Below are 21,841 nucleotides of genomic sequence, written 5' to 3'. Positions count from 1 at the left end.
AGCCGCGGGATTACGGATGAACGTATAGATACGGCGTGCGCGTCGTTCGGTACGTGCCTTCGAGCAACCGTTCCGGCAGGACGTTCGTCTTGACGAGCGCCGCGATCTTCGAGGGATCGGCCCGGCATACCGCTTTCCAGAGTTCGGGGTCCGGCAGCGCCGCGAACACGAGCTGGTCGTCGTACACTTTTTTCTCCTGATAGATGATCTTGAGCGTATAATTCGGCAGCTTGAACTCCGCATCCGCCGCGTTGGCGGAGACGATCTCTTCCCGAAGCTTATCGAGCGCGTCTTCGATCCGCTTCTGTTCTTCCTTCAGCTGACAATAGAGCGCGAGCCTCTCCGGTCGCATACGATCGCCTCCCGATACGCGATAATGTTGAACACTATGAGACAACGGTCCGAAATATGCTTCGCAAAACGAAGGGTTGCGCGTTACCGGATCGATCTGGCACAATGGACATACAGAAGTTTCCAAATGCAGATTGTCGTCTTCCTGTCGTCATTGCCCGGGAAATGTCGAACGAGAGGAAGATACGGCAAGGATAGACGATTCGTAAAGTGCCGCCTTGGAGCAGGAGACGAAGGAGAGACCAAAGATGAGACGCGCGAGAGGGATCGTAACGTTACTAGGGTTATCGCTGGCACTGACGCTGACCGCTTGCAGCGCGGGCTCGAACGAAGCAACCGAAGCGGCGACGGAATCGGCGGCAACGGCGACGGTACAGCCGAGCGAGGCAGCCCCGAGCGCATCCGTCCCGAACGAGACGGCAGGTTCGCAAGAGCCGGGATCCAAAGGGTTCTTATGGCGGGTGTCCGGAGGCGCGAACCCCGGCTATCTCGTCGGCACGATACATGTGGCACGGGAGGAGATGTATCCGCTCGATCCGGACTTGGAGCAAGCGGTGACGGAAGCGGACTATATCGGATTGGAGCTCGACCTGACGAAGGTCGACCAGCTCGCGCTCGCCGCGCTCGTTACGGAGAAGGCGTTGCTGACCGACGGGACGACGCTGAAGGACCACGTGTCCGAAGAGGACTACGAGACGTTCAAGGCGGCGATGAAGAAGTCTCTTGGCATCGTCGGGGCGAGCGCGTTCGATAAGTACGAGCCGTGGTACGCGGCGATGACGCTGGAGAGCTTGCCGGCGATGAAGTATCAGCAGACGGACGGCATCGACTTGCATCTGGCGAAGCAAGCGCACGACAACGGCAAGACGGTCATCGAGCTCGAGAGCGCGGAAGGGCAGCTCGGTATTTTCGATACGTTCACGGAAGAGCTGCAGCGGCTGTACTTCCATCAGACGGTGCAAGGGGCGGCGTTAGCCTCGATCGGCTACAAGCAGTTGCTCGACATGTGGACGTTGGGCGACTTGAAGATCTTGGAGCAAATGCACGAGTCCTACCTGAAGGAAGGCAAGAAGACGATGGGAGACTCGTTCGACGAATTCGACGACGCGTTTCTCGTCGCCCGGAACGAAGGGATGGTCGAGAAGATCGACGAATCGTTGCGCGGGGGAGACGCGGGCACTTACTTGTTCGCGGTCGGCTCCTTACATATGGTCGGGGAGCACGGATTAGTCGACGAATTAGAGCGCTTGGGGTACGAATTGGAATATATCGAGTAACGAATAGAAGGCAGTACGCCGCATCGGGAACGATCCCGGACCGGCGTACTGCCTTCTTAAGTTCACTTGAAGAATACGAAATTCGTCGGCAGCCTGCGAAGCTGTCCGTCCGAAGGATGGTTGATGACGCGTCCGTTCCATACGAGCGTCGACGAGCCGCCGCCGTCCAGATTGTAGCCGTCCAACGCGCCGTATCGTTGCAACAGCATCTGCAGCTCTTCGAGCGTCGCGCCGGAGCTGCCGTTCTCGTTATAGCCGTCGGCGACGAGGAACAGCAGCTGATCGTCCTTGAAGCTCGCTACGACCGTTCGCGGCGCCCGCTTCGGGCTGCCGCGCCATTTGGCCGGAATGACCGTCCGTCTGCCGTTATCGAGCAGCACCGGAACGAAGGAGGCGCCGAACTTCGGCTTCAGCTTGTCCAGCTGCGCTTGGCTCGTGAACTTGCCGCCAATGAGCCGGTTGCTCTCGCTAAGGCCGACGAAGAACAGGTCCTTGTAGCTCGCCTGGAACGAGCCGACGTATTCGCCGTCGACGATCGTCGTGCTCAGCGGGAACCGGCCGGATCGGCTGTCGGCGAAGCCGCCCGCGTTGACGCCGATCGCGGCGCCCGTCCGTTTGACGGCGGCCAGCGTCGTCTCCGACTTGCCGGCTTCGCCGCCCGCGAGGACGAGCTTCATCGCGTTGCCTTGCTTCAGCTTGATCTTGACCGCGTAGCCGCGGAAGTTGTCCGCCTGCAAGTAGAACAGCTGGGCGCGAAGCTTGCCCGTGTCCATCGTGGCGGACGGCTTCCCGATCCGGCTTGTGATGCGTTGATCGTAAATCTTGTAAGGCCGCGACGATTGCGCGCTCGCCATCGTGGCGATCTTCGTCATATCCGCGTTCGTCTGGTTATAGAGCTGGATCTGGCGCTTGAGCATCTTGCCGGTCGACGCGGCGTACGATTCGGCTTGCGCGAGTCCGTCGAGCGCGCTTGCGGTAATCGCGGCGGGCTCCGGTTCGCTGACGGCATGCTCGGGAAAAGCTTGATCGGTTAAGCCGACGGTTACGCTGCCGAGCGCGAGCCACGCGAGGAGACCCACGAACGGCGCGCAAGCGAGCAGCATCGTCCGGTTGAAGCCGCGAATGGCGAGGGCGCTCATTTGAGCACGTCCAGGCTTTTCTTCAGCTCGGTCAGCTGCTTCTTGACGTCGGCCAGCTGGGAATACAGCTTGTTGCTGTTATCGGTCTTCGTATCGGCGTTGTCCTTCGTGAACTCGAGCAGCTCGTTCAGCGACTGGATCTTGCCTTCCATGAGGGCGAGCTGGGCCTTATAGTCTTCCTCCAGCTTCGTCATCCGCGCGTCGTAGTCGCGCTGCATTTGCGAGATTTGGGATGCCGTCTGGGCTTCCAGGTTCGCGGCGACGTCGTTCTGGATGCGGTCGGAATACAGCTTGGCGCCCGTGACGCCTCCCGCGATCAACACGAGCCATAGGAGGACGAAGACGACCGCCATGGCCGGATTGCGTTTCCTGGGCGACGATTGGCGGTTGGATTCGATAGGGGACATAGATGAGATAGCGTGCGATTCTGTCGTTCTCATAATCGGATGAAATACACCTTTCTGGTTGGATTGCGCGGATAAGTCCCGTAGAACTCTGTATAGGATAACGTAAAATGAACGTCCGCGGGGCGAAAATGTTGCATATTTTACGGGATTGTAATAATTCATAGAACGGTTTCGAAGAGACATTCGCTCCGGATCGAAGCATCGGATCTCCGGATTTATACTAGACAACTCCACGATTAGCGTACTAACATCAAAGTGAAAGCGCTTCACGGAAACGTAGCCGAAAAGGGGAAGACATCATGTTCAGACTGTTCATCGTGGACGATAACAAATACGAACGTCTCGGCATTCAATCGTCGATGGACTGGTCCGCGCTCGGCATCGAGGTCGTCGGCGCGTTCGCGAACGGCGAGGAAGCGCTGGCGAACGTAGAACGCTTGAAGCCCGATCTGATCGTGACGGACATCGCCATGCCGAGAATGAACGGCATCGCGTTGGCCGAGCGCATGCGGGAGCTTCATCCCGAGGTGAAGATCGTCTTCACGAGCTGCCACAGCGATTTCGACTTCGCGAAGTCCGCGGTAAGCCTCGGGGTGTACGGCTATGTGTTGAAGCCGATCATCGCGGACGAGCTGGAGAAGGCCGTGAGCGGCATTCTCCAAGAGATGACCGAACGCGAGCGCACGGAACGAGAGAGAGCCGGCATGCTTCGCCAGCTGGAGGGCATGCTTCCCCTCGTGCAGGAGCAGTTCTTCAAAGAACTGCTCCTTGGCAACTTCCGCAACGAGGAGGACATCCGGGAGCGGATCGATTTCCTGCGCGTGCCCGTGCCGGAAGATTCGGGCTTCGCCGTGCTCGCCTTGGAAGTCAAGGAGCCGGGCGGGACGGCGAATCCAAGTTCCCGAAGCGCGGTCGACTCCTATTACCAATCGTATACGATCAAGAAAGCGATACAAGCGCTGGGGCAAGAAGCAAGTTCCGATCAGGCCGCGTATCCGGCTTCCGGCCAAGCAACGGTGCCCGTCGCATCGGCCTATCCGGTTCAGATGGCGGGCGATTCCTTCGCCGTGCTGCTGTTCGGCGATCCCGGCAGCTTCCTCGAGACGGCCGTCGGATTGCATACGACGCTTGCCGGGCGGCTGGACAAGCCGATGACGATCGGAGTAAGCCAATCTTCTTCCGCGTTGGCGGAAACGGCGGAGCTGTACCGGCAGGCGCGCGAAGCGGCGATGACGACCTACTACGAGGACGGCAGCCCGATCATCGTCTACGAGGAGATCGAGGATCGCTCGGCGCGCGGTCCGTTCGATACGATGCCTTCGCTCGACTCCGTGTACGGGGACGTGAAAGCGTTGCTATCGTACGGCGGGGATGACGCGGTCGACGCGTTCCTCGACACGTACTTGGTTCCGCGGAGATCCGGCGCATCGGACGAAAACTACGTGAAGGCGTTCGTCTTCCTGACGCTGAATCTGACGAGCATGCTGCTGGCCGAATCTGGCAAGTCGTTCCAGGAGCTGCTTGGCGAGGAGCCGGCGGTGTGGGGCAACGTCGACCGGCTGGCGTCCGCTCCGGAAGCCCGCGCGCTGCTGCGGCGAATTTTTCAGTCGCTCCGGGATCAGCTCGCGGAGCGCAACCCGACCAAGAACGCGATCATCGCGGATCAGATACGCGATATGATCGGCCGTCGCTACGGAGAGCCTCTCACGATCGAAGACATCTCCAAGTCCGTTTACCTCAGCGGCCGTCATGCGAACCATATTTTCAAGAAAGAAACGGGGCAGACCATCTTCGATTATCTGATCGAATACCGGATCGGCATCGCCAAGCAATTGCTGGCGGACCCGCAGAGCAAAGTATCGTCAATCGCCGAAGAAGTCGGCTACCTGAATACGTCCTACTTCTGTCTGGCTTTCAAGAAGAACGTCGGCATGACGCCGGCCGAATACAAGAACAAGTTCAAGTCCATGCTGCGGTAGCGCGCAGAGGATGCTGCGGGCGTTATGCCCGGGAAGGGATATTCGGATGCCGGGCTTCGCCAAGTGGAAATACCGCCATAAGATCGCCGCGATCATCTTCTTGTTCGCCCTCGTTCCGATGCTGATCCTCGGCTCGGTGCTGTTCCTTAACGTATGGAACGGCAAGGTAGGCGACATTCTCGACAAGAACGAGGCCCAGCTCGCCGGCGGCGTCGCGGGGGTCGACAATATGCTGACCTCGAACATCGATAAGCTGTTGTTCATCAACAACAACTTCTATATCAACAATTACTTGGAGACGAAGACCGACCAGAATCTGGTCGGCATTATGTCGTTCAACGACTACTTGCAGAGCGTCATCGGGGCCGTAAGGGCGGATCTGTCCAACGACAGCGTGATCGTCTATTCGCTGGACGAAGCGACGCTGAACGGAGATTACTTGCGCAACGTCCAGAGTCTGGGCGGCTACGAGCCGGACGGCGGCGCAGCGCTGAGGAAGGAGATTCTCGGCTCGGACACCGGAAGTCTCGTATGGAGAATCGCGACGCTGCCGGGGAATGGGACCTTGGAGGCGCAAACCTATATTTACGTCTACAAGAAGCTCGCGTCCTTCCGAGAGCCGCTCGGCGTAACGGAAATTCGGATTCCGTTCTCTTCCATCCCGGCATACTTCGAATACGAGCTGCCTCCGGGCTCGTCCGTCGTATTCGCGGCTTCCGGCGGAACGAGGCCATTGTTCGTCGCCGGCAACGGGGTGGAAACCGCGGTCGAGTCTACTCCCTCGGGTAAGTACGAGCTTAGCCTTGCGCTGAAGTCCGGCATCGGCTCGGTAACGATGTACGTTCCGAAGAAGCTCGTCTTCCACGAGCTGCGCGCTTATCTGTTCTACGCGGTCGCGCTGCTGCTGGCGGCGACGCTCATTCTGTTCGCGACGGTGGAAGTCGTGTCGTTCTATCTGACCAAGAAGTTCGAGGTATTGTTCCGTCGCATGAACACGACCGTAGACAGTCTGCTTAACAACGACGACAGCTTGAAGTTCTCGACGACCGACGACGAATTCAGCCGGTTAGGCAACGTCTTCTACGAGCTGATCGTGCGCATTCGCGACTATTACCAGAAGATCAACGCGTACGAGACCGAGCGCACGGTGCTGGAGACGCAGTTGCTGCAGGAGCGGATCAATCCCCATTTTCTGTATAACACGCTGTCTACCATGAAGTGGATCAGCGGGGACGAACGCATCCGAAGCGTCATCGATTCGATGGTTCGTTATTATCGGATCGCGCTCAACAAAGGGAGCAGCATCATTACGATCGATCAAGAGCTCGAGATGATGCGGGAATATTTGAACTTGCAGAAGTTCGCCTACGGCATCGATTTCGAATTCTCGATCCGCGTCGAGGAAGGCCTCGGCGGCACGCCGCTGCTGAAGCATCTGCTCCAGCCCGTCGTCGAGAACGCCGTGCTCCACGGCATCAACGGCCGAGAATCCGGCGGGGCCATCGACATTCGCGTATACGGAAAGCAGTCGCCGGAGTCGCAAGAGGGCGAAGTGCGGATCGCGATCACGGATAACGGCGAGGGCATCGAGCCGGAGAAGCTGGAGCGCTTGCTGCGAGGCGAGAGCGACAGCCTGTACGGCGGCTACGGGATGATCAATACGAGGAAGCGGATCGAAGTGTATTACGGTCCGCGGTACGGCATCGTAATCGAGAGCGCGCCCGGTCGAGGATGCACGGTAACGCTGCGAATCCCCGCCGCCGCGGAGGGGACGAATCGAATTTCATTGCCGTGAAGAAGGAAGAAGAGCCTGCGCGCGAGCGCCGGGCTCTTCTTTTTTTATACTCCGCAACTGGTCCATATCGCGATATAGGAGCTCCGTATATTTACTATTTCCGCCTTAGGCGATGTTCTAGAATGAGGACAACAACGAGAAGACGGGAGGAACACCTACAGATGCACAAAGCGATTGAAGCAAGCGCGCCGGCAAGATCCGCCGGTCGGAACGGATGGCGGTCGCTGCGCAAAAACTCGTTCGGCTACATGCTGATGCTGCCGTCGGTCGCGCTCACCTTTATCTTCGCCTACCTCCCGATGCCGGGCATTATCGCGGCGTTCAAGGATTACAACATGTTCGTCGGCTTGTGGGGCAGCCCTTGGGCGGGGATGGAGCATATCCGGGAAATATTCGAGACGCCGATGCTGCGCCAGGCGATCTACAATACGCTCGAGCTCAGCGTGCTGACGATTCTCGTCGGCTTCCCCGCTCCGATCATACTGGCGCTGATGATCAACGAGGTGAAGGACGGATTGTTCAAGCGGTCGGTGCAGACGCTCAGCTACTTGCCGCACTTCCTGTCCTGGATCGCCGTCGTCGGTCTCGCGTATTCGTTCTTCGATCAGTACGGGCCGCTTAACGACCTGAAGCTGATGCTGAGCGGAGGAGAGGGAGAGCGGATCATGTTCCTCTCCAAGCAAGAGCTCTTCCTGCCGGTGTTGCTGCTCCTTAGCGTCTGGAAGGAAGTCGGCTGGGGGACGATCGTCTACTTGGCGGCGATCACGACCATCGATCCGAGCCTGTACGAGGCCGCGAAGATCGACGGGGCGAACCGGTGGAAGCAACATCGCTACATAACGCTGCCGGGTCTGAAAATGACCGCGATCCTCTTGCTGATTTTCACGCTGGGCACGTTATTCGCGAGCAACTTCGAGCTCGTCTACGGGATGCAGAACGCGTTCATCAGCTATGACGTGATCTCGACCGTCGTCTATTCCTCCGGGATACAGCAAGGCGATTATTCCATGGCGGCTGCCGTCGGGTTCCTGCAGGGACTGGTCGCGCTGGCATTGACGGTCGGCGCCAATTCGATCGCCAAGAGAACGTCCGGCATCTCGATCTGGTAAGGAGGAATCGCAACATGAATCATGAATCGCTGTCCTACCGGTTGTTCAAAATCGGAAATACGACGTTGCTCGCGATCATCGTGCTGGCCATGGTGTTCCCGTACTTGAACGTTCTCGCTTACGCGCTTAACGATCCGATCGATTCCCAATTCGGAGGCTTAACCTTCTACCCGAGGGAGCTGTCGTTCGCGAACTTCGATATGCTGCTCTCCAATTCGGACATCATCCGCGCGACCGTCGTCTCCGTGCTTCGCGTGGTCGTCGGCACCGCGTTCGCGTTAATGATCCAGTATACGTGCGCCTACGCATTCACGCTGAAAGGACTGCAGGGCAAAGGCTTCATTCTGCTGTTCTTGATGATTCCGATGTACTTCGGCGGGGGACTCATCCCGGTGTACCTGCTCTACTCCAAGATGCACATGCTGAACAGCTTCCTGGTGTATATCCTTCCGGTGTCGTTCAGCTTGTACAACATGGTCATCATTCGGTCGTTCCTGTTCACGATACCCGAGAGTCTCGCCGAATCGGCCCGAATGGACGGCGCGAACGAGTTCGTCATCATGCTTCGCATCTACGTGCCGCTCTCGATGCCGATTCTGGCGGTCATGTCGCTCTGGACGGCGGTGTATCACTGGAACGATTGGACGACGACGCTCTACTTCATTACCGATCAGAAGCTGTACACGCTGCAATACATTCTGATGCAGATTCTGAAGGAAGGCGAGCGGATGGCCAGCCTGTTCCAAGAAGCGATACGCGCGGGCATCGCCTCCGGCATGAACACGCAGCCTCAAGTGACCCCGCAGGCGATTCGCGCCGCGAACATTATACTGACGACCATTCCGATCGTCATCGTCTATCCGTTCCTCCAGAAGCACTTCGTCAAGGGCATCACGCTCGGAGCGGTGAAGGAGTAGGCAAGCCGAACAACGATATGATGCCGGACCGGCTCTTGCCGGTTCGCATGATATAACTTACATTCTTATTCTAGGGGGAACAAGACATGAACGTAAGGATGCGCAAGGCGTTGACGCTCGTCCCTGTAGGCGCGTTATTGCTGTCGGCGATAGCGGGCTGCGCGGACGGCAACAACGGCAACAAGGAGGAAGGCGCGTCGCCTTCCGCCAGCCAACCGGTTGAAAGCGCTGCCGGAGCGAAGGCTTACTACGATCTGTACGACCAAGCGACCGACAGCTCCGATCTTCCGGACTGGACGGGCAAGCAACTGAAGCTGAAAATCTGGTACGCTCACGGCACGGGAGACGCGAAGCGTCCCGTTCCGACCGAAGACATCGTCAGTCCGGAGATCAAGCGGGTGACGGGCATCGAGATCGACAAGGACGGCTCGTTCGACAATACCGGACAAGCGATCGACGTCAAGCTGGGCATGATCAACGCGGCCAACGATTGGCCGGCGCTCGCGTTCGTGACCGATTCGGGCATGGGCAGCCTTAAGGACATGTTCGCCGCGGGCAAAGCTTACGATCTGACCGAAGCGATCGAGAAGTACGCGCCGAATTTGAAGAAGCGCCTCAGCTTCGAGACGTTCCCTTACGTGAAGCGATTCTCGACCAACAACGAGCAGGACGGCAGCATCTATTCGTTCCCGACCCAGATGCAGGATCCGGACCGCTCGCTCAAGATGATGGATCCGTCGTTCGTTACGCCGAACGCGCTCGAAAGCACCGAGCAGTTCGTCTGGGTACGCGACGACTTGCTCAAGAAGCTGTACCCGACGGCCAAGACGCAGGACGAGATCGACGCGTTATACGTGGAGAAGGGCGGCAAGTTCAGCCGGGAGGACATCTATGACGTGCCGCTGAAATCGACGGAGGACTTCAACAAGTTCCTGTACGATATGCAGAGCCTGATCAAGACGGAGAACATCAAAGAGAACGGCAAGCCGGTCGAAGTGTCCTACGCGTTCGGCGGACAAGACAACTGGGGCGCGCTGGCCGTACTCGCCAACTTCTACGGCCGCATTCCGAAAGGGAGCAACTACTTCACCTATTTCGATAAGAAGACGCAGCAGATCGAGTACATGTTCAATCAGCCGTTCTTCAAGTCGATCGTGCACGACTTCAACAAGCTCGTTCGCGACAAGGTCATGGACCCGAATTCGTTGCTCGAGAACAACGCGATGCATCTGGAGAAGATCAATAACGGGCAGTACGCCGTCGCGTATCTGTACGACACGCCGGACGAGAACGTGATGAAAGCCGCGGGCAAATCGTACCGGTACCGCAAAGTGTTCCTCGATTCCCCGGTGAACACGGAGCAATTCATCTCGCCGATGGGCGGAGTCAAGAACAATATCGGCGTCGTCGTCTTCAAGGACGGCGTGAAGGAAGAGGATCTGCCGCAAGTCGTTCGGTTCCTCGACTACATGGTGTCGGAAGTCGGAGAGAAGATGTATACCTGGGGTCCGAAGAGCGCCGGCCTGTTCGAAGAGAAGGACGGCAAGCGCGCGTTCAAGGACAAAGACCTCGAAGACGCGATGGTATACGGCAAGGACAACGGCAAATCGCTGTACTACAACCTAGCGAATACGCGGGTCGCTTCGACCAATATGTACGGCAGCGGATGGCCTTATTATCCGACTTACATGTGGGGCGGTTCCAATGTATCGCCGTTCTATAGCTACGATCGCGTATTGGCGCCTTCGGAAGCGAAGAACTTCTTCGACCCGGGCAATCTGCCGGACAATTCGTACGCCGATCACGGCATCCCGCTCGCGAACGACATGCAGATCTGGAACTTCTTCGGCGCCATTCCGGATGCCGACCAATTCTGGAAAGGCCGCGACGCCTTCGAGAAGGCGTTGACCAAGACGATGGCGGCGCGCGACGACGAGCATTTCGAGGAGCTGTGGAAGCAGTTCACCGGCATCGCGGAGAAGAACGGCGCCGACGAGGCGTTGAGAACGCAGATGGACGAGTACTTCAAGAAGGCGAACGAGGCGTACATGCAAGATTTGAAATAAAGAGGAATGAACGAGGCTAAAACCGCGCCCTCCTGCTCTTCGAGAAGGAGGGCGCGGCTATTCCTCGGGAAGGGAGATATACGATGATACAATCGCCGATTATGTTATTGCTAGACACGACAATGGCGGCCTCGCCGGATCGGATTCGGCAGGCGGTCGCGGATATCGCGGAGCAAGGCTTCGACGCGATCGCGCTGGAATTCCGCAATTGCGGCTTCGACGAATGGGACGAAATCGGACAGAAGGCGCTTCGAACGGCCGAAGAGGAGGCGCGGAAGCATGGACTGGGCTTCGTCCCGATCTTGCCGTGGCCCGGGCTGCGTCTCTTGAAGCGGCATCCCGAAGCCCGGCAGACTTGGATCGCCGAGCACGGCGTCTTCGTGCGGGGCGGGAGGTTCCAGGTTCGGCTGCGCGAGCTTGCGTCCGCCGGGCATATCGAGACCCGGCCCGTATTCGAGAGAATCGCCAAGGCGTTCTACGTCCGGCGCGAAGAGGGCATTCTCCGGGAAGCCCTGGATATTACGGACGACCTGCGGGATGTCTCGCTGATGCTTACGGACGAGGCGACGCTTAGCGGGACGTACGGCAGGGACGGCGAGCTTCTTCTGTACGCCGCCTTTTCGACGGATTATCCCGATTACGCCAGCCCCGCGATGGCCGAAGCGATCGAGGAGTCGTTAGCACGATACGAGGGGTTAAGGCCGGACGGCTTCGCTTTGGACGAATTCGGCGCCGGCAGCAAGACGGAGGGCGTCTACTTGGCGGGCACGGCGTTCCTGCAAGCCTTCCGGGAACGGTACGGCTACGACTTCCTGGACCGGATCTATTGGCTGCAGAACGATTCGGGCGACGGAACGGCGGGGAAGCTGCGATTCGACTACTACAACTTGACGATGGAGACGACCTACCGCATCCAGAAGCTGGCGAAGGATCGCTACGAGGCGAATTACGGAGCCGCCCGTTTCGCGGGCTTCCATAGCACGTGGTGGGGCGAAGGGAATTCCGGCGATCTGTGGGCGGGCAATATCGACTACTTCCGGTTAACGGACAATCTGAGCGGCGGATTCGTCGACTCGCAGTACGACGCGGAACGTACGATGATGTCCATGACGATGCTGGCCGAATCGCTTGCGAAATATTCCGGCAGCGGCTTGGCGTACAACATGTGTTGGGACCGCAAGCCGACCGAGGGCAACATGGTCTACTACCATCGCTTGCTTGCCTGCCGCGGGGTAAGATGGGTCGCCCACGCTTACGGCAATTCGGGGCCGTTCGGGCCGGGATATCCGCATCATCCGACCTGGAAGACCGCGGGGCGCTGCGTCGCCATGCATAAGGCCATGCAGCGGTTCGCGGACGGTGCGGTCGCTCGTCCGCGGGTGGCCGTGATGTACGCGTGGGAATCGGTCGCCTATCGCAACGATCCGTTCATGCATTATCACCGGCTGAGCATGAAGGCGCTGCTGCACAAGCTGATGCTTCGTCATATCGAGGCGGACGTCGTTCCGAGCTTCGAGGAGGATCTCGCCCGATACGACGCGTTGATCGTGCTCTGGCCGGCGATGCTTCCGGAGGCGGCTTGGCAACGGATACGAAGCTACGCGAAGCTCGCCGGGAAGCGTCTCGTCTTCATCGGGCCTCCGGGAACGTGCACGACGGAGGGCAGAGATATTCGCGGCGAGTTCGCGGAGTTAACGGGTGCGGAACCGGCCGGCGGGGAACGCGAATATCCGGGCGAATACGAATACGTAGCCTGGGATTTGTGGTTTACCGGCGATCGGATTCCGATGCGCTGCGCGCCGCTCGAGCTTCGGGACGGCGGAGAACATACGCGGATGCTAATCAAGCACGACGGACGGTTGCTCGGGGTTCGCCGCGGCAATGTTTCTTGCTACGCCTTCGAGCTGCCGCTGACGCCGTATTTCGATTCGCTGCTGAACGAGCTGGAGGCGTATCGGGATTTGCTCTTGCCTCCCGACGCGCTCGGGAGGGTCGCGTTACAGGGCGACGCTTCCGTATTGACCCTCATGCCGCGATTCGGCTCCGCGTTGAACGCGGCCTTCGAATACGCCGGCCGGAGCATCGTCATCGAAGGAGGCGGCTTGATCGGTTTGCGATTCCAAGGCGGGCGGCTAACGGCAGCGATCGGCGAAGAGGGAGCGACTCTGTTCGTGGACGGCGAGCTAGCGGACTACGAGAAGATTCTTTACAATCGGTGATATCACGTGTTATCTTCTTGAAAGTAAAGGAGCTAACGAGCATGGCAGATAAACGCGTCAGCAGCCGCGACGTCGCCGAACGCGCCGGCGTATCCAGAAGCGTCGTGTCCGCGATCTTGAACGGGACCAAGGGCATTCGCGTGTCCGAAGAGAAGCGGTGCGCCGTGCTTCAGGCGATCGGCGATTTGAATTACCACGTGGACGTTCAAGCGCGCGCGATGAAGACGGGACGAAGCAAGTGCATCGCCGCGCTCGGCGATATGGATCAGCCGCTGTTCCTGCAAGTGCTCGAAGGGATGCAGCGCGCTTGCGCGAAGCACGGCTATCATATTCTGCTCGGCGGGCATGCGGAAGAAGAGGACCGTTACGATCTGCTTCCGCTCTACCTGGGCAAGAAGATCGACGGCATCGTCACGTTGGATCACGTCGGCTACGACGACGCGGAGTGGGCCCGGAGAATTCGAGAGCTCGGCATCCCGTACGTATCGGTCGAAGGGTACGCGGAATCGACGGACGTTCCGTCGGTTCAAGCCGACTACGCGGGAAGCATCTCGGACGCGCTCGATGCCATGACGGGCGGTGGAAAGACCGTTCCCGTCTTCGTGCAGACGTTGAATGAGGCCGGCGGCAACTGGGCGGAGCGCGAGCGGGCGAACAGCTACGTCGCCTGGTGCGAAGCGCGCGGCGCCGAACCGCGAATCGTACGGTTCATCGGCGGGGACGAAGCGGCGTTCAGAGAGCTGCTCCGCGCGTCTTCCGCGCCGGGGACGCCGGTCTCGTATTTGCTCAACTGGTCGGATCGCGCACCCGCCTTCTACAAGGCGGCATGGGACTTGAAGCTGAGAATCGGCGAAGACGTGCGCGTCATGGCCGCGGACAACACCCGGCGAAGCAGCGGATACATGGTTCCGTCGCTCAGCTGCATGGAAATTCCGTACGCCCGGATGGGCGAAGCGGCGGTCGAGCGCGTACTGGCGCAGGTCGAGCTTGGCTTCGTAGACGGAGCCGCGCCTGACGGCAAGTTTCGCGCCGTATGGGTGCGGGGAGATAGCGCTTAAGGCGCATGTCTCTTTTTTTGCCCAATGATAACACGAGTAATCATTATTCGTTAACAATCCCAAAGGAGATGGTCGAATGTTCTGGACGGTAGAGAAGCTGGATCGAAGATTGCAGGAATTGGCGGGCTTGAGGTATCGCGAGGAAATCCGTCTGGAGGAGTGGGGCAGACAGGAGGACGAGGACAAGGCGAACGGCGTGCAACGCGCCCCTAAGCTTAACGAACCGGCACCGTTCCGAATCGGAGACAGATGGGACGGCCGCGACCGGTACGTCTGGGCGCAACGCGCGGTTCGCGTGCCGGCGCAATGGCAAGGCCGCACCGTCGTCGGCTTGTTCGACTTCGGCAAGACCGGCGGGGGCCATAACTCCGGCTTCGAATCGTTGCTCTACTTGAACGGCGTGCCGTATCAAGGTGTCGATTCGAACCATCCGGAAGTATTCCTGCCTGACGACGCGGCGGGCTCGGAGCTCGAGTTCACGTTCCGGCTCTGGTCCGGCCTCGAAGGCGGCGGCGAACAGACCCCCCAAGAGCATAAGTTCAACCGCGCTTCGCTCGCTTGGCTCGATGCGGCCGCGGACAATCTGTACTATGCCGGCCGCGCGGCGCTGCACACTTCGAACCTGCTCGCCGATAGCGACCCTCTGAAGCAATCGCTGCTCGTCGCGGTCGATCGCGCCTTCAAGCTGATCGACTGGGCGAAGCCCGGCAGCGACGCGTTCTATGCGTCCGTCGCCGCGGCCGACGAAGAACTGGCCGCGCAATTGGCCGCGCTCCCGAAGCATCACCCGGTGACGGTCACCGCGATCGGACACACGCACATCGACGTCGCGTGGCTGTGGCGCCTGACCCATACGCGGGAGAAAGCCGCGAGATCGTTCACGACCGTCCTGCGTCTAATGGAACGTTATCCGGAGTACGTATTCCTGCAGACGATGCCGCAATTATACGATTATATCAAGGACGACTATCCGGAGATCTACGAGCAGATGAAAGCCCGCATTGCCGAGGGCCGTTGGGAAGCGGGAGGCGCGATGTGGCTCGAGGCCGACTGCAACCTCGTCAGCGGGGAGTCGCTCGTGCGCCAGCTGCTGCAGGGGACGAGATTTTTCCGCGAGGAATTCGGGGTCGAATGCGACTATCTCTGGCTGCCCGACGTGTTCGGATATAGCTGGGCGCTGCCGCAAATTCTGAAGAAGTCCGGCATCAAGACGTTCATGACGACGAAGATCAGCTGGAACCAATACAACCGGATGCCGCACGATACGTTCAACTGGCGGGGCATCGACGGAACGGAGATGCTGACGCACTTCGTGACGACGCCGGAGATTCCGGGCTCGACGGTATGGTGGTATACGTACAACGGGCTCATCGAACCGTTCGCCGTGAAGGGCATCTGGGACACGTACCGCGACAAGAACGTCAACCAAGAGCTGTTGCTCTCCTACGGCTACGGAGACGGCGGAGGCGGCGTTAACCGCGACATGCTCGAGATGCGCCGGCGCCTGAACGACATGCCGGGCTTGCCGAACGTCGTCACCGGCCGCGCGGGCGACTACTTCGCGAAGCTTCGCGAGACGGTGGCGTCGACCGATCAATACGTGCATACGTGGGACGGGGAGCTGTATCTCGAATACCACCGGGGCACGTACACGAGCCAAGCGTACAACAAGCGGATGAACCGCAAGCTCGAGCTGTTGTACCGCGACGCGGAATGGCTGCAGTCGCTGGCAGCGGCCTCTCAAGGTTCGTTCGCCGATTATCCGCATAAAGCGCTGAACGAGGGATGGAAAATCATTCTCCGCAACCAATTCCACGACATCATACCGGGTTCGTCGATTCCCGAGGTGTACGAGGATTCTCGCGTCGAGTACGCGGAAGCGGAGCGGATCGGACTCGCGGCGGTCGAAGGCGCCGCCGGCACGCTGCGCGGCGAGGCCGGCGAACCGGGTGCGTGGACGGTCTATAACAGCGCTTCGTTCGACCGGACGGAGCTCGTCTCGATCGCGGGCGAGCCGGCCGAAGGCGTCTGGACGGACGACCAAGGGCGGACGCTGCAGGCCGAATACGCCGAAGGCGAATGGCGCGTGCGCGTCGAGGGCGTGCCGTCGATGGGCAGCCGCACGATCCGGTTCGATGCCGCGCAAGCTGCCGAGCCATCGCGGGCGGCTTCGCCGTTCTCGTATCGCGAAGGCGGCATCCGCACGCCGTTCTACAAGATCGAATGGAACGCGCAAGGCCAATTGACCCGAATCTACGACGTCGAAGCGGGCCGCGAAGTTCTCGCGAACGGAGAACGCGGCAACGTGCTTCAAGTATTCGAAGATAAGCCGAAGGACTTCGAGGCTTGGGACGTCGACCTGTTCTACCAGGAGAAAATGCGGGAAATCGCCGATCTGAAGTCCGTGCGGCTCGTCCGTGCGGGCGTCGCGGAAGCCGCCGTCCGCTTCGAGTGGACGTACATGGATTCGACGGTCGTGCAGACGGTGCGCGTCTACGCCGACAGCCGCAGAATCGACTTCGAGACGAACGTCGATTGGCAGGAGCGCCAGCAACTGCTGAAGGTCGCCTTCCCGGTTTCGGTCCGTTCGACCGAGGCGACGTACGACATTCAGTATGGCAACGTGAAGCGTCCGACGCACTGGAACACGAGCTGGGATTACGCGCGGTTCGAGAGCGTCGGCCACCAATGGGTCGACTTGTCCGAGCGAGGCTACGGCGTCAGCCTGCTGAACGACTGCAAGTACGGCCACGACATCAAGGATCATACGATTCGGCTGTCGCTCATCAAATCCGCGAAGTACCCGGACCCGACGGCGGACGCGGGCGAGCATGTCTTCACGTATTCGCTCCTGCCGCATCGCGGCGATTGGGTCGCGGGCAACACCGTGCGCGAAGCCTGGGCGCTGAACAGTCCGATGCTCGCAATCGCGGGCAGCGCGCCGCAATCCGGCCGGAGCCTGTTCAAGGCGGATCGCGATAACGTGTTCATCGACGCCGCGAAGCGGGCGGAGGACGGCGACGGCGTCGTCGTCCGGCTGCACGAGTTCACCGGCGCGCGCGGAAGCGTTAGGCTGCTGAGCGACTTCGCCGTCGCCTCGTGGCAAGAATGCGATCTGATGGAGCGTCCGATCGGCGAAACCGTAACCGGCTTGCCGATCGAGCTGAACGTATCGCCATACGAGATCAAGACGGTACTCGTCACGTTCGAAGCCTAATCCAGCGATCCGGCACCGGAGGGGGAAGCCCTTCGGTGCCGGATTTTTACGTAAAGGCAAGTAGTTGAGAATTGTAGACGCGATGTCGCGAAAGGACGATTTTCCGGAGCCGGTCGCTCCCTTATTGTAAACGTATCCACATTCCGGACGAGTGGAATGGGAACATTCAACGAGCAGAATGGAGTGGCTAACCGGCAATGAAGAAGCGATTCGAACGCAAATGTATTTCGCTAGTTTTATCCTGCGTACTCGCAGCGAGCTGCTTTACGATCGTGCCTTCCGCTTTCGCGGCGGACGAGGGTTCGGCGGTATCCGTAACGGCATCGTATACGTACCACGGCGATCGGCTGGAGGATGCGATCGACGGAATCGTGTCTTACGACGATACGCCGAAAAGCCGATGGACCGCCTACGAGTCGCCTAACGCGACGGACTGGGTGCAATTGGAATACGCGAGCGCCAAATCGAACAACACGGCAGGCATTTATATTTTCGACGACGGAGGCGGCATTAAAGCGCCTAGCGCATACGACGTGCAATATTACGATGGCAGCGATTGGGTCAGCGCGCCGAACCAGGTGAAGTCGCCCGAGGTGCCGGCGGGCAACGAGCTGAACCTCGTCGCGTTCGATGCCGTGACGTCGACCCAATTCCGCGTGCTGTTCACGCACGCCGGGTCGAAGAGCGGCGCTTCGGAAATCGTATTCGCCGATTCGAACACCGAACCCGTTCCGGGAGCGGCCGTATCTCCGCTCGGCGTCGCGTCCGCGTCGTATACGTTCCGGCTCGATCAGGTAAGCGATATGAACGACGGCATCGTGTCGTACGATGCGGCTACGGGGAACCGCTGGACTTCCTATGAGTCGCCGAACGCGTCCGATTGGGTGCAGACGAATTTCGGATCGCCGAAACGGAAAGACGCGGTCGGGATATACTTGTTCGCCGACGGCGGAGGAATCAAGGCGCCGACGGCGTACGACGTTCAATATTTGAACGGATCCGGCGAGTGGGAGAGCGCGACGGGTCAGGAGAAGACGCCGGCGGAACCGCTCGGCAACGCGCTTAACCTCGCGACGTTCGATGCGGTGGAAGCCCAGAAATTCCGCGTCGTGTTCACGCATGGCGATGCCAAAACGGGCGTAACCGAAATCCAGTACGTCGACTCCGCCACGCAATCGCTTCCCGCGCCTCCTTCCGCGGGAACGGCTTCGGCATCCTATACGAATAACGGGGACTCCATTGCGGACATCAACGACGGAATCGTTTCGTTCAGCGATTTCCCGCGCAATCGCTGGACGGCTTACGGATCGCCGAACGCCGCCGACGACGTGCAGACGCAATATGAAACCGCCTTCTCGAAAAATGCGGCAGGCATTTTCATCTACGACGATGGCGGCGGCGTGCAAGCTCCGAGCGCATACGACGTTCAATACTGGAACGGAGGCGACTGGAGCAGCGTGCCGGGTCAAGTGAAGTCGCCTGCCGAGCCTGCGGCCAACGCGCTCAATCTGGTCACCTTCGATACGGTGATCTCGGATCGTTATCGCGTCGTTCTCACCCATAAGCCGGGATCTTACGCGGGGATTACGGAAGTTGCCTACGTGGATACGAACAAGGAGCCCGTTCCGGTCGCCCCGCCGGTCGTAGAAGTAGAACCCGCTATCGCGATTGCCTCTCCGGCAATCGGAGCTACGGTGTCGGGTACGGTCGACATTCAATTCAACGCGCCGGGCATGAAGAACGTCTGGGCGAGAGTATGGCATCAACCGGACGCCGAGCATCCCGATCCGAACGGCTACGACGCTTGGCTCGATAACGCGGCGCTGGACGACCAAGGGAACGGTTCGATTACGATCGCCGCCGACCGATTGCCGCACGGCCCGATGACGGTCATCCTGAACGCATGGGATTCGCCCGAAGGCGACCCGAACTTCACGAAGTCTACGACAAGCTACCTTCAGTTGTACAATGCAGGCGGAGTGGAATGGAAGAAGGGTATACCGGCCGCTCCCGCGCAGACGGAAGGCATGCGCATGTTGTACGAAGACGACTTCTCCGCTCCGCTGTCGATATCGAAGACGGGCGAAGGTACGAGATACGCATCGCTCAAGCCGGATTGGCCGAACGGCTCGGAGTTCGGAGAAGCGATCTTCGCCGATCCGACGGACGCCGTTAATCCGTTCTCGATTTTGGATGACGATTATTTAAGAATCCGGGTGAGCAAAGCGCCGGAAGGCTACGTCGATCCGCAAGGTTGGAACCGCAAATATATCGGCGGTTTGCTGTCTTCCGTCCGATTGGACGGCACGGGCATTGCCGCTACGAACGGATATTTCGAAGCCAGAATCCAAATGCCGGCGGGCAAAGGCGCATGGCCGGCATTCTGGCTGATGTCGCAGAACAGCTCGGGCGCGGGGCATCTGCCGTCGACCGCCGAGATCGATACGGTGGAAGGCTACGGTCACAATCCTAGCGGCGCGTGCCAGGCGAAGCATTGGTGGGCGGGCAATCCGGAATCGCATGCAACGAATTGTTCCTCCGACAATTTCGCTTACGGGGACAGCGCATCCACTTGGCATTTATACGGAACGAAGATTACCCCGACGGAAGTGATCTATTACATTGATAACGTCGAAGTATGGAGACATGCATCCTTCGAGCAAGCCAACACGCCGATGTACTTCATGCTTAATCTGGCATTGGGCGGCGGATGGCCGATCGATCTGGCCAAGTACGGCGATCAGATCGATATGTACGTCGACTACGTGCGGGTATTCGAGCCGAGCGGGGAGGAACCGACGGACCCGGATCCCGAACCGGAAACAAACACGAATCCGGGGACGTATACGCCTCCTAATTCGCCTCCGATGACGATAACCGGCGATGCGGTCGTGTTCGAGCCCGAGCTGTCGGTCAATAACGGCACGGTGACCGCGAAGCTTGACGCGACGACTTGGCAGCAGGCGAAGGAGAAGATGATTAGCAGCGGCAACCGTAAGATCTCCATTGAGATCAAGCCTTCCGCGAGCCCGAATACCGCATCCGGATACGTACAGCAATTGCCTCCCGGCGCGCTCTCCGCCAGCGACAACCCGATGACCGTCGAGGTTAGGACTCCCGTAGCCACGGTCGAATTGCCGAGCGGCATGATCGTGGACGAAAAAGCGGCCGCAGGAGAGATCGCGGTTCATATCGAACGCGGAAATTCCGATACACTGGGTGAAGAAGCGAAGCGACAGATCGGAGAACGTCCGGTCATCGAGCTTAGTCTACGATCCGGAGGAAAGACGATCGAATGGAACAACCCGCAAACTCCGGTAAAAGTAAGCATACCGTATACGCCGACCGCGGAAGAGTCGGCGCATCCGGATTACATCGTCGTACGGTATATCGACGGCGCGGGCAACGTGATCGCGGTTCCGAATGGGCGTTACGACGCCGCTGCCGGCCAAGTTACGTTCTCCGTCACGCATTTCAGCACCTATGCGGTCGCTTACGTCCGTAAGACGTTCGACGATATCGGCTCGTACGGTTGGGCGCAAGACGCGATCGAAGGGCTTGCGTCCAAGGGAATCATTAACGGTACCGCGGATAACGAGTTCAGCCCCGGCAAGCCTATTACCCGCGCCGAATTCGTCGCGTTCCTAGCAAGAACGTTCGATTGGCAAGGCGCGAACGGGAAACCGTTCTCCGACGTGCCCGAGGACGCTTATTACGCCCAGCCGCTGGCGGCGGCGAGACAACTGGGCATCGCTACGGGAAGCGGCGACAACCGATTCAACCCGAACGATCCGATCACGAGAGAACAAATGATGGTATTGACGGACCGGGCATTGGCTGCGGCGAAGATTACCGTTCCGCAGTCCGACGCGGCGGACCCGAGCCGGTTCCAAGATATCGGCGAAGTATCCGCTTACGCGAAGGATAGCGTATCGGCATTGATCCGTTCGGGCTTGATTCAAGGCAATTACGGCTCCCTTCGCCCGAAGGACACGACAACCCGCGCGGAGACGGCAGCAATGCTCTATAAGCTCTATAATCTATTGAAATAAAATCGACCGAAAAGAAAGTACATGTGTCTCCCGAAGAGCGGAGCGTCAGCCTTTACGGTAGAGAAATCACCTTGTAACGGGTTAACCATTCAGATTTCTCAACCGTAACAGCTGCGGAGGGAGATACATGTACTTTCTCTACCGGAGTCGATATCAACAAGTTGAAATTTGTCGACCGGATGTCAACAACGGACGATATCATCGCCCGCCGGCGTGTCTTATCATTAAGCCCATAGGGATCGATTCCTAACTATC

The 21,841-nt window shown here is 59.2% G+C and carries 13 protein-coding genes; 10 read left to right on the top strand and 3 right to left on the bottom strand.

Going from position 1 to position 21,841, the window contains the following annotated elements; genetic code table 11:
- Window positions 1-10: 10 nt before the first annotated feature.
- Window positions 11-352: a hypothetical protein gene (locus tag ACFQZG_RS21365; protein WP_378156211.1), complete on the bottom strand. Its 342-nt coding sequence runs from the start codon at window positions 350-352 to the stop codon at window positions 11-13.
- A 247-nt stretch (window positions 353-599) separates the two neighbouring features.
- Here ACFQZG_RS21365 and ACFQZG_RS21360 point away from each other — a divergent pair, with 247 nt between their 5' ends.
- Window positions 600-1,628, top strand: a complete 1,029-nt coding sequence (locus ACFQZG_RS21360) for a TraB/GumN family protein (RefSeq protein ID WP_378156209.1) — start codon at window positions 600-602, stop codon at window positions 1,626-1,628.
- A 62-nt stretch (window positions 1,629-1,690) separates the two neighbouring features.
- Here ACFQZG_RS21360 and ACFQZG_RS21355 read toward each other — a convergent pair whose 3' ends face one another.
- Together ACFQZG_RS21355 and ACFQZG_RS21350 are read right to left on the bottom strand one after the other, a co-directional pair.
- On the bottom strand, window positions 1,691-2,767 hold the full coding sequence (locus ACFQZG_RS21355; RefSeq protein WP_378156207.1) for a phosphodiester glycosidase family protein: 1,077 nt from the start codon (window positions 2,765-2,767) through the stop codon (window positions 1,691-1,693).
- Complete coding sequence (locus ACFQZG_RS21350) at window positions 2,764-3,120, bottom strand: hypothetical protein (protein ID WP_378156205.1); 357 nt, start codon at window positions 3,118-3,120, stop codon at window positions 2,764-2,766. The genes ACFQZG_RS21355 and ACFQZG_RS21350 overlap by 4 nt, the downstream gene beginning before the upstream one ends.
- Before the next feature lie 353 nt (window positions 3,121-3,473).
- On the opposite strand from ACFQZG_RS21350, the gene ACFQZG_RS21345 reads away from it, so the two are divergent.
- The 9 genes from ACFQZG_RS21345 (at window position 3,474) to ACFQZG_RS21305 (ending at window position 21,586) form a co-directional block, all read left to right on the top strand.
- Window positions 3,474-5,153: a response regulator transcription factor gene (locus ACFQZG_RS21345; RefSeq protein WP_378156203.1), complete on the top strand. Its 1,680-nt coding sequence runs from the start codon at window positions 3,474-3,476 to the stop codon at window positions 5,151-5,153.
- A 46-nt stretch (window positions 5,154-5,199) separates the two neighbouring features.
- Window positions 5,200-6,948: a sensor histidine kinase gene (locus ACFQZG_RS21340; RefSeq protein ID WP_378156201.1), complete on the top strand. Its 1,749-nt coding sequence runs from the start codon at window positions 5,200-5,202 to the stop codon at window positions 6,946-6,948.
- A 161-nt stretch (window positions 6,949-7,109) separates the two neighbouring features.
- A complete protein-coding gene (locus ACFQZG_RS21335) occupies window positions 7,110-8,057 on the top strand; it encodes an ABC transporter permease (protein ID WP_378156199.1) in 948 nt (315 codons plus the stop codon).
- Window positions 8,058-8,071: 14 nt separating this feature from the next.
- A complete protein-coding gene (locus ACFQZG_RS21330) occupies window positions 8,072-8,974 on the top strand; it encodes a carbohydrate ABC transporter permease (RefSeq protein ID WP_378156198.1) in 903 nt (300 codons plus the stop codon).
- 86 nt (window positions 8,975-9,060) lie between these two features.
- Complete coding sequence (locus tag ACFQZG_RS21325) at window positions 9,061-11,040, top strand: type 2 periplasmic-binding domain-containing protein (protein ID WP_378156196.1); 1,980 nt, start codon at window positions 9,061-9,063, stop codon at window positions 11,038-11,040.
- A gap of 83 nt (window positions 11,041-11,123) precedes the next feature.
- On the top strand, window positions 11,124-13,259 hold the full coding sequence (locus ACFQZG_RS21320; RefSeq protein WP_378156195.1) for a hypothetical protein: 2,136 nt from the start codon (window positions 11,124-11,126) through the stop codon (window positions 13,257-13,259).
- A gap of 41 nt (window positions 13,260-13,300) precedes the next feature.
- Window positions 13,301-14,317, top strand: coding sequence for a LacI family DNA-binding transcriptional regulator (locus ACFQZG_RS21315; RefSeq protein WP_378156193.1), 1,017 nt, complete (start codon window positions 13,301-13,303; stop codon window positions 14,315-14,317).
- Window positions 14,318-14,393: 76 nt separating this feature from the next.
- On the top strand, window positions 14,394-17,534 hold the full coding sequence (locus tag ACFQZG_RS21310; protein ID WP_378156191.1) for an alpha-mannosidase: 3,141 nt from the start codon (window positions 14,394-14,396) through the stop codon (window positions 17,532-17,534).
- Window positions 17,535-17,806: 272 nt separating this feature from the next.
- Window positions 17,807-21,586 carry an S-layer homology domain-containing protein gene (locus ACFQZG_RS21305; RefSeq protein ID WP_378156189.1) on the top strand — a complete coding sequence of 1,260 codons (3,780 nt, stop codon included), beginning with the start codon at window positions 17,807-17,809 and terminating at the stop codon, window positions 21,584-21,586.
- Window positions 21,587-21,841: the final 255 nt, after the last annotated feature.

It is taken from the genome of Cohnella sp. GCM10027633, from assembly GCF_042675445.1.
GTDB lineage: Bacteria > Bacillota > Bacilli > Paenibacillales > Paenibacillaceae > Cohnella.
This window is presented reverse-complemented; position numbering and strand designations above follow the sequence as displayed.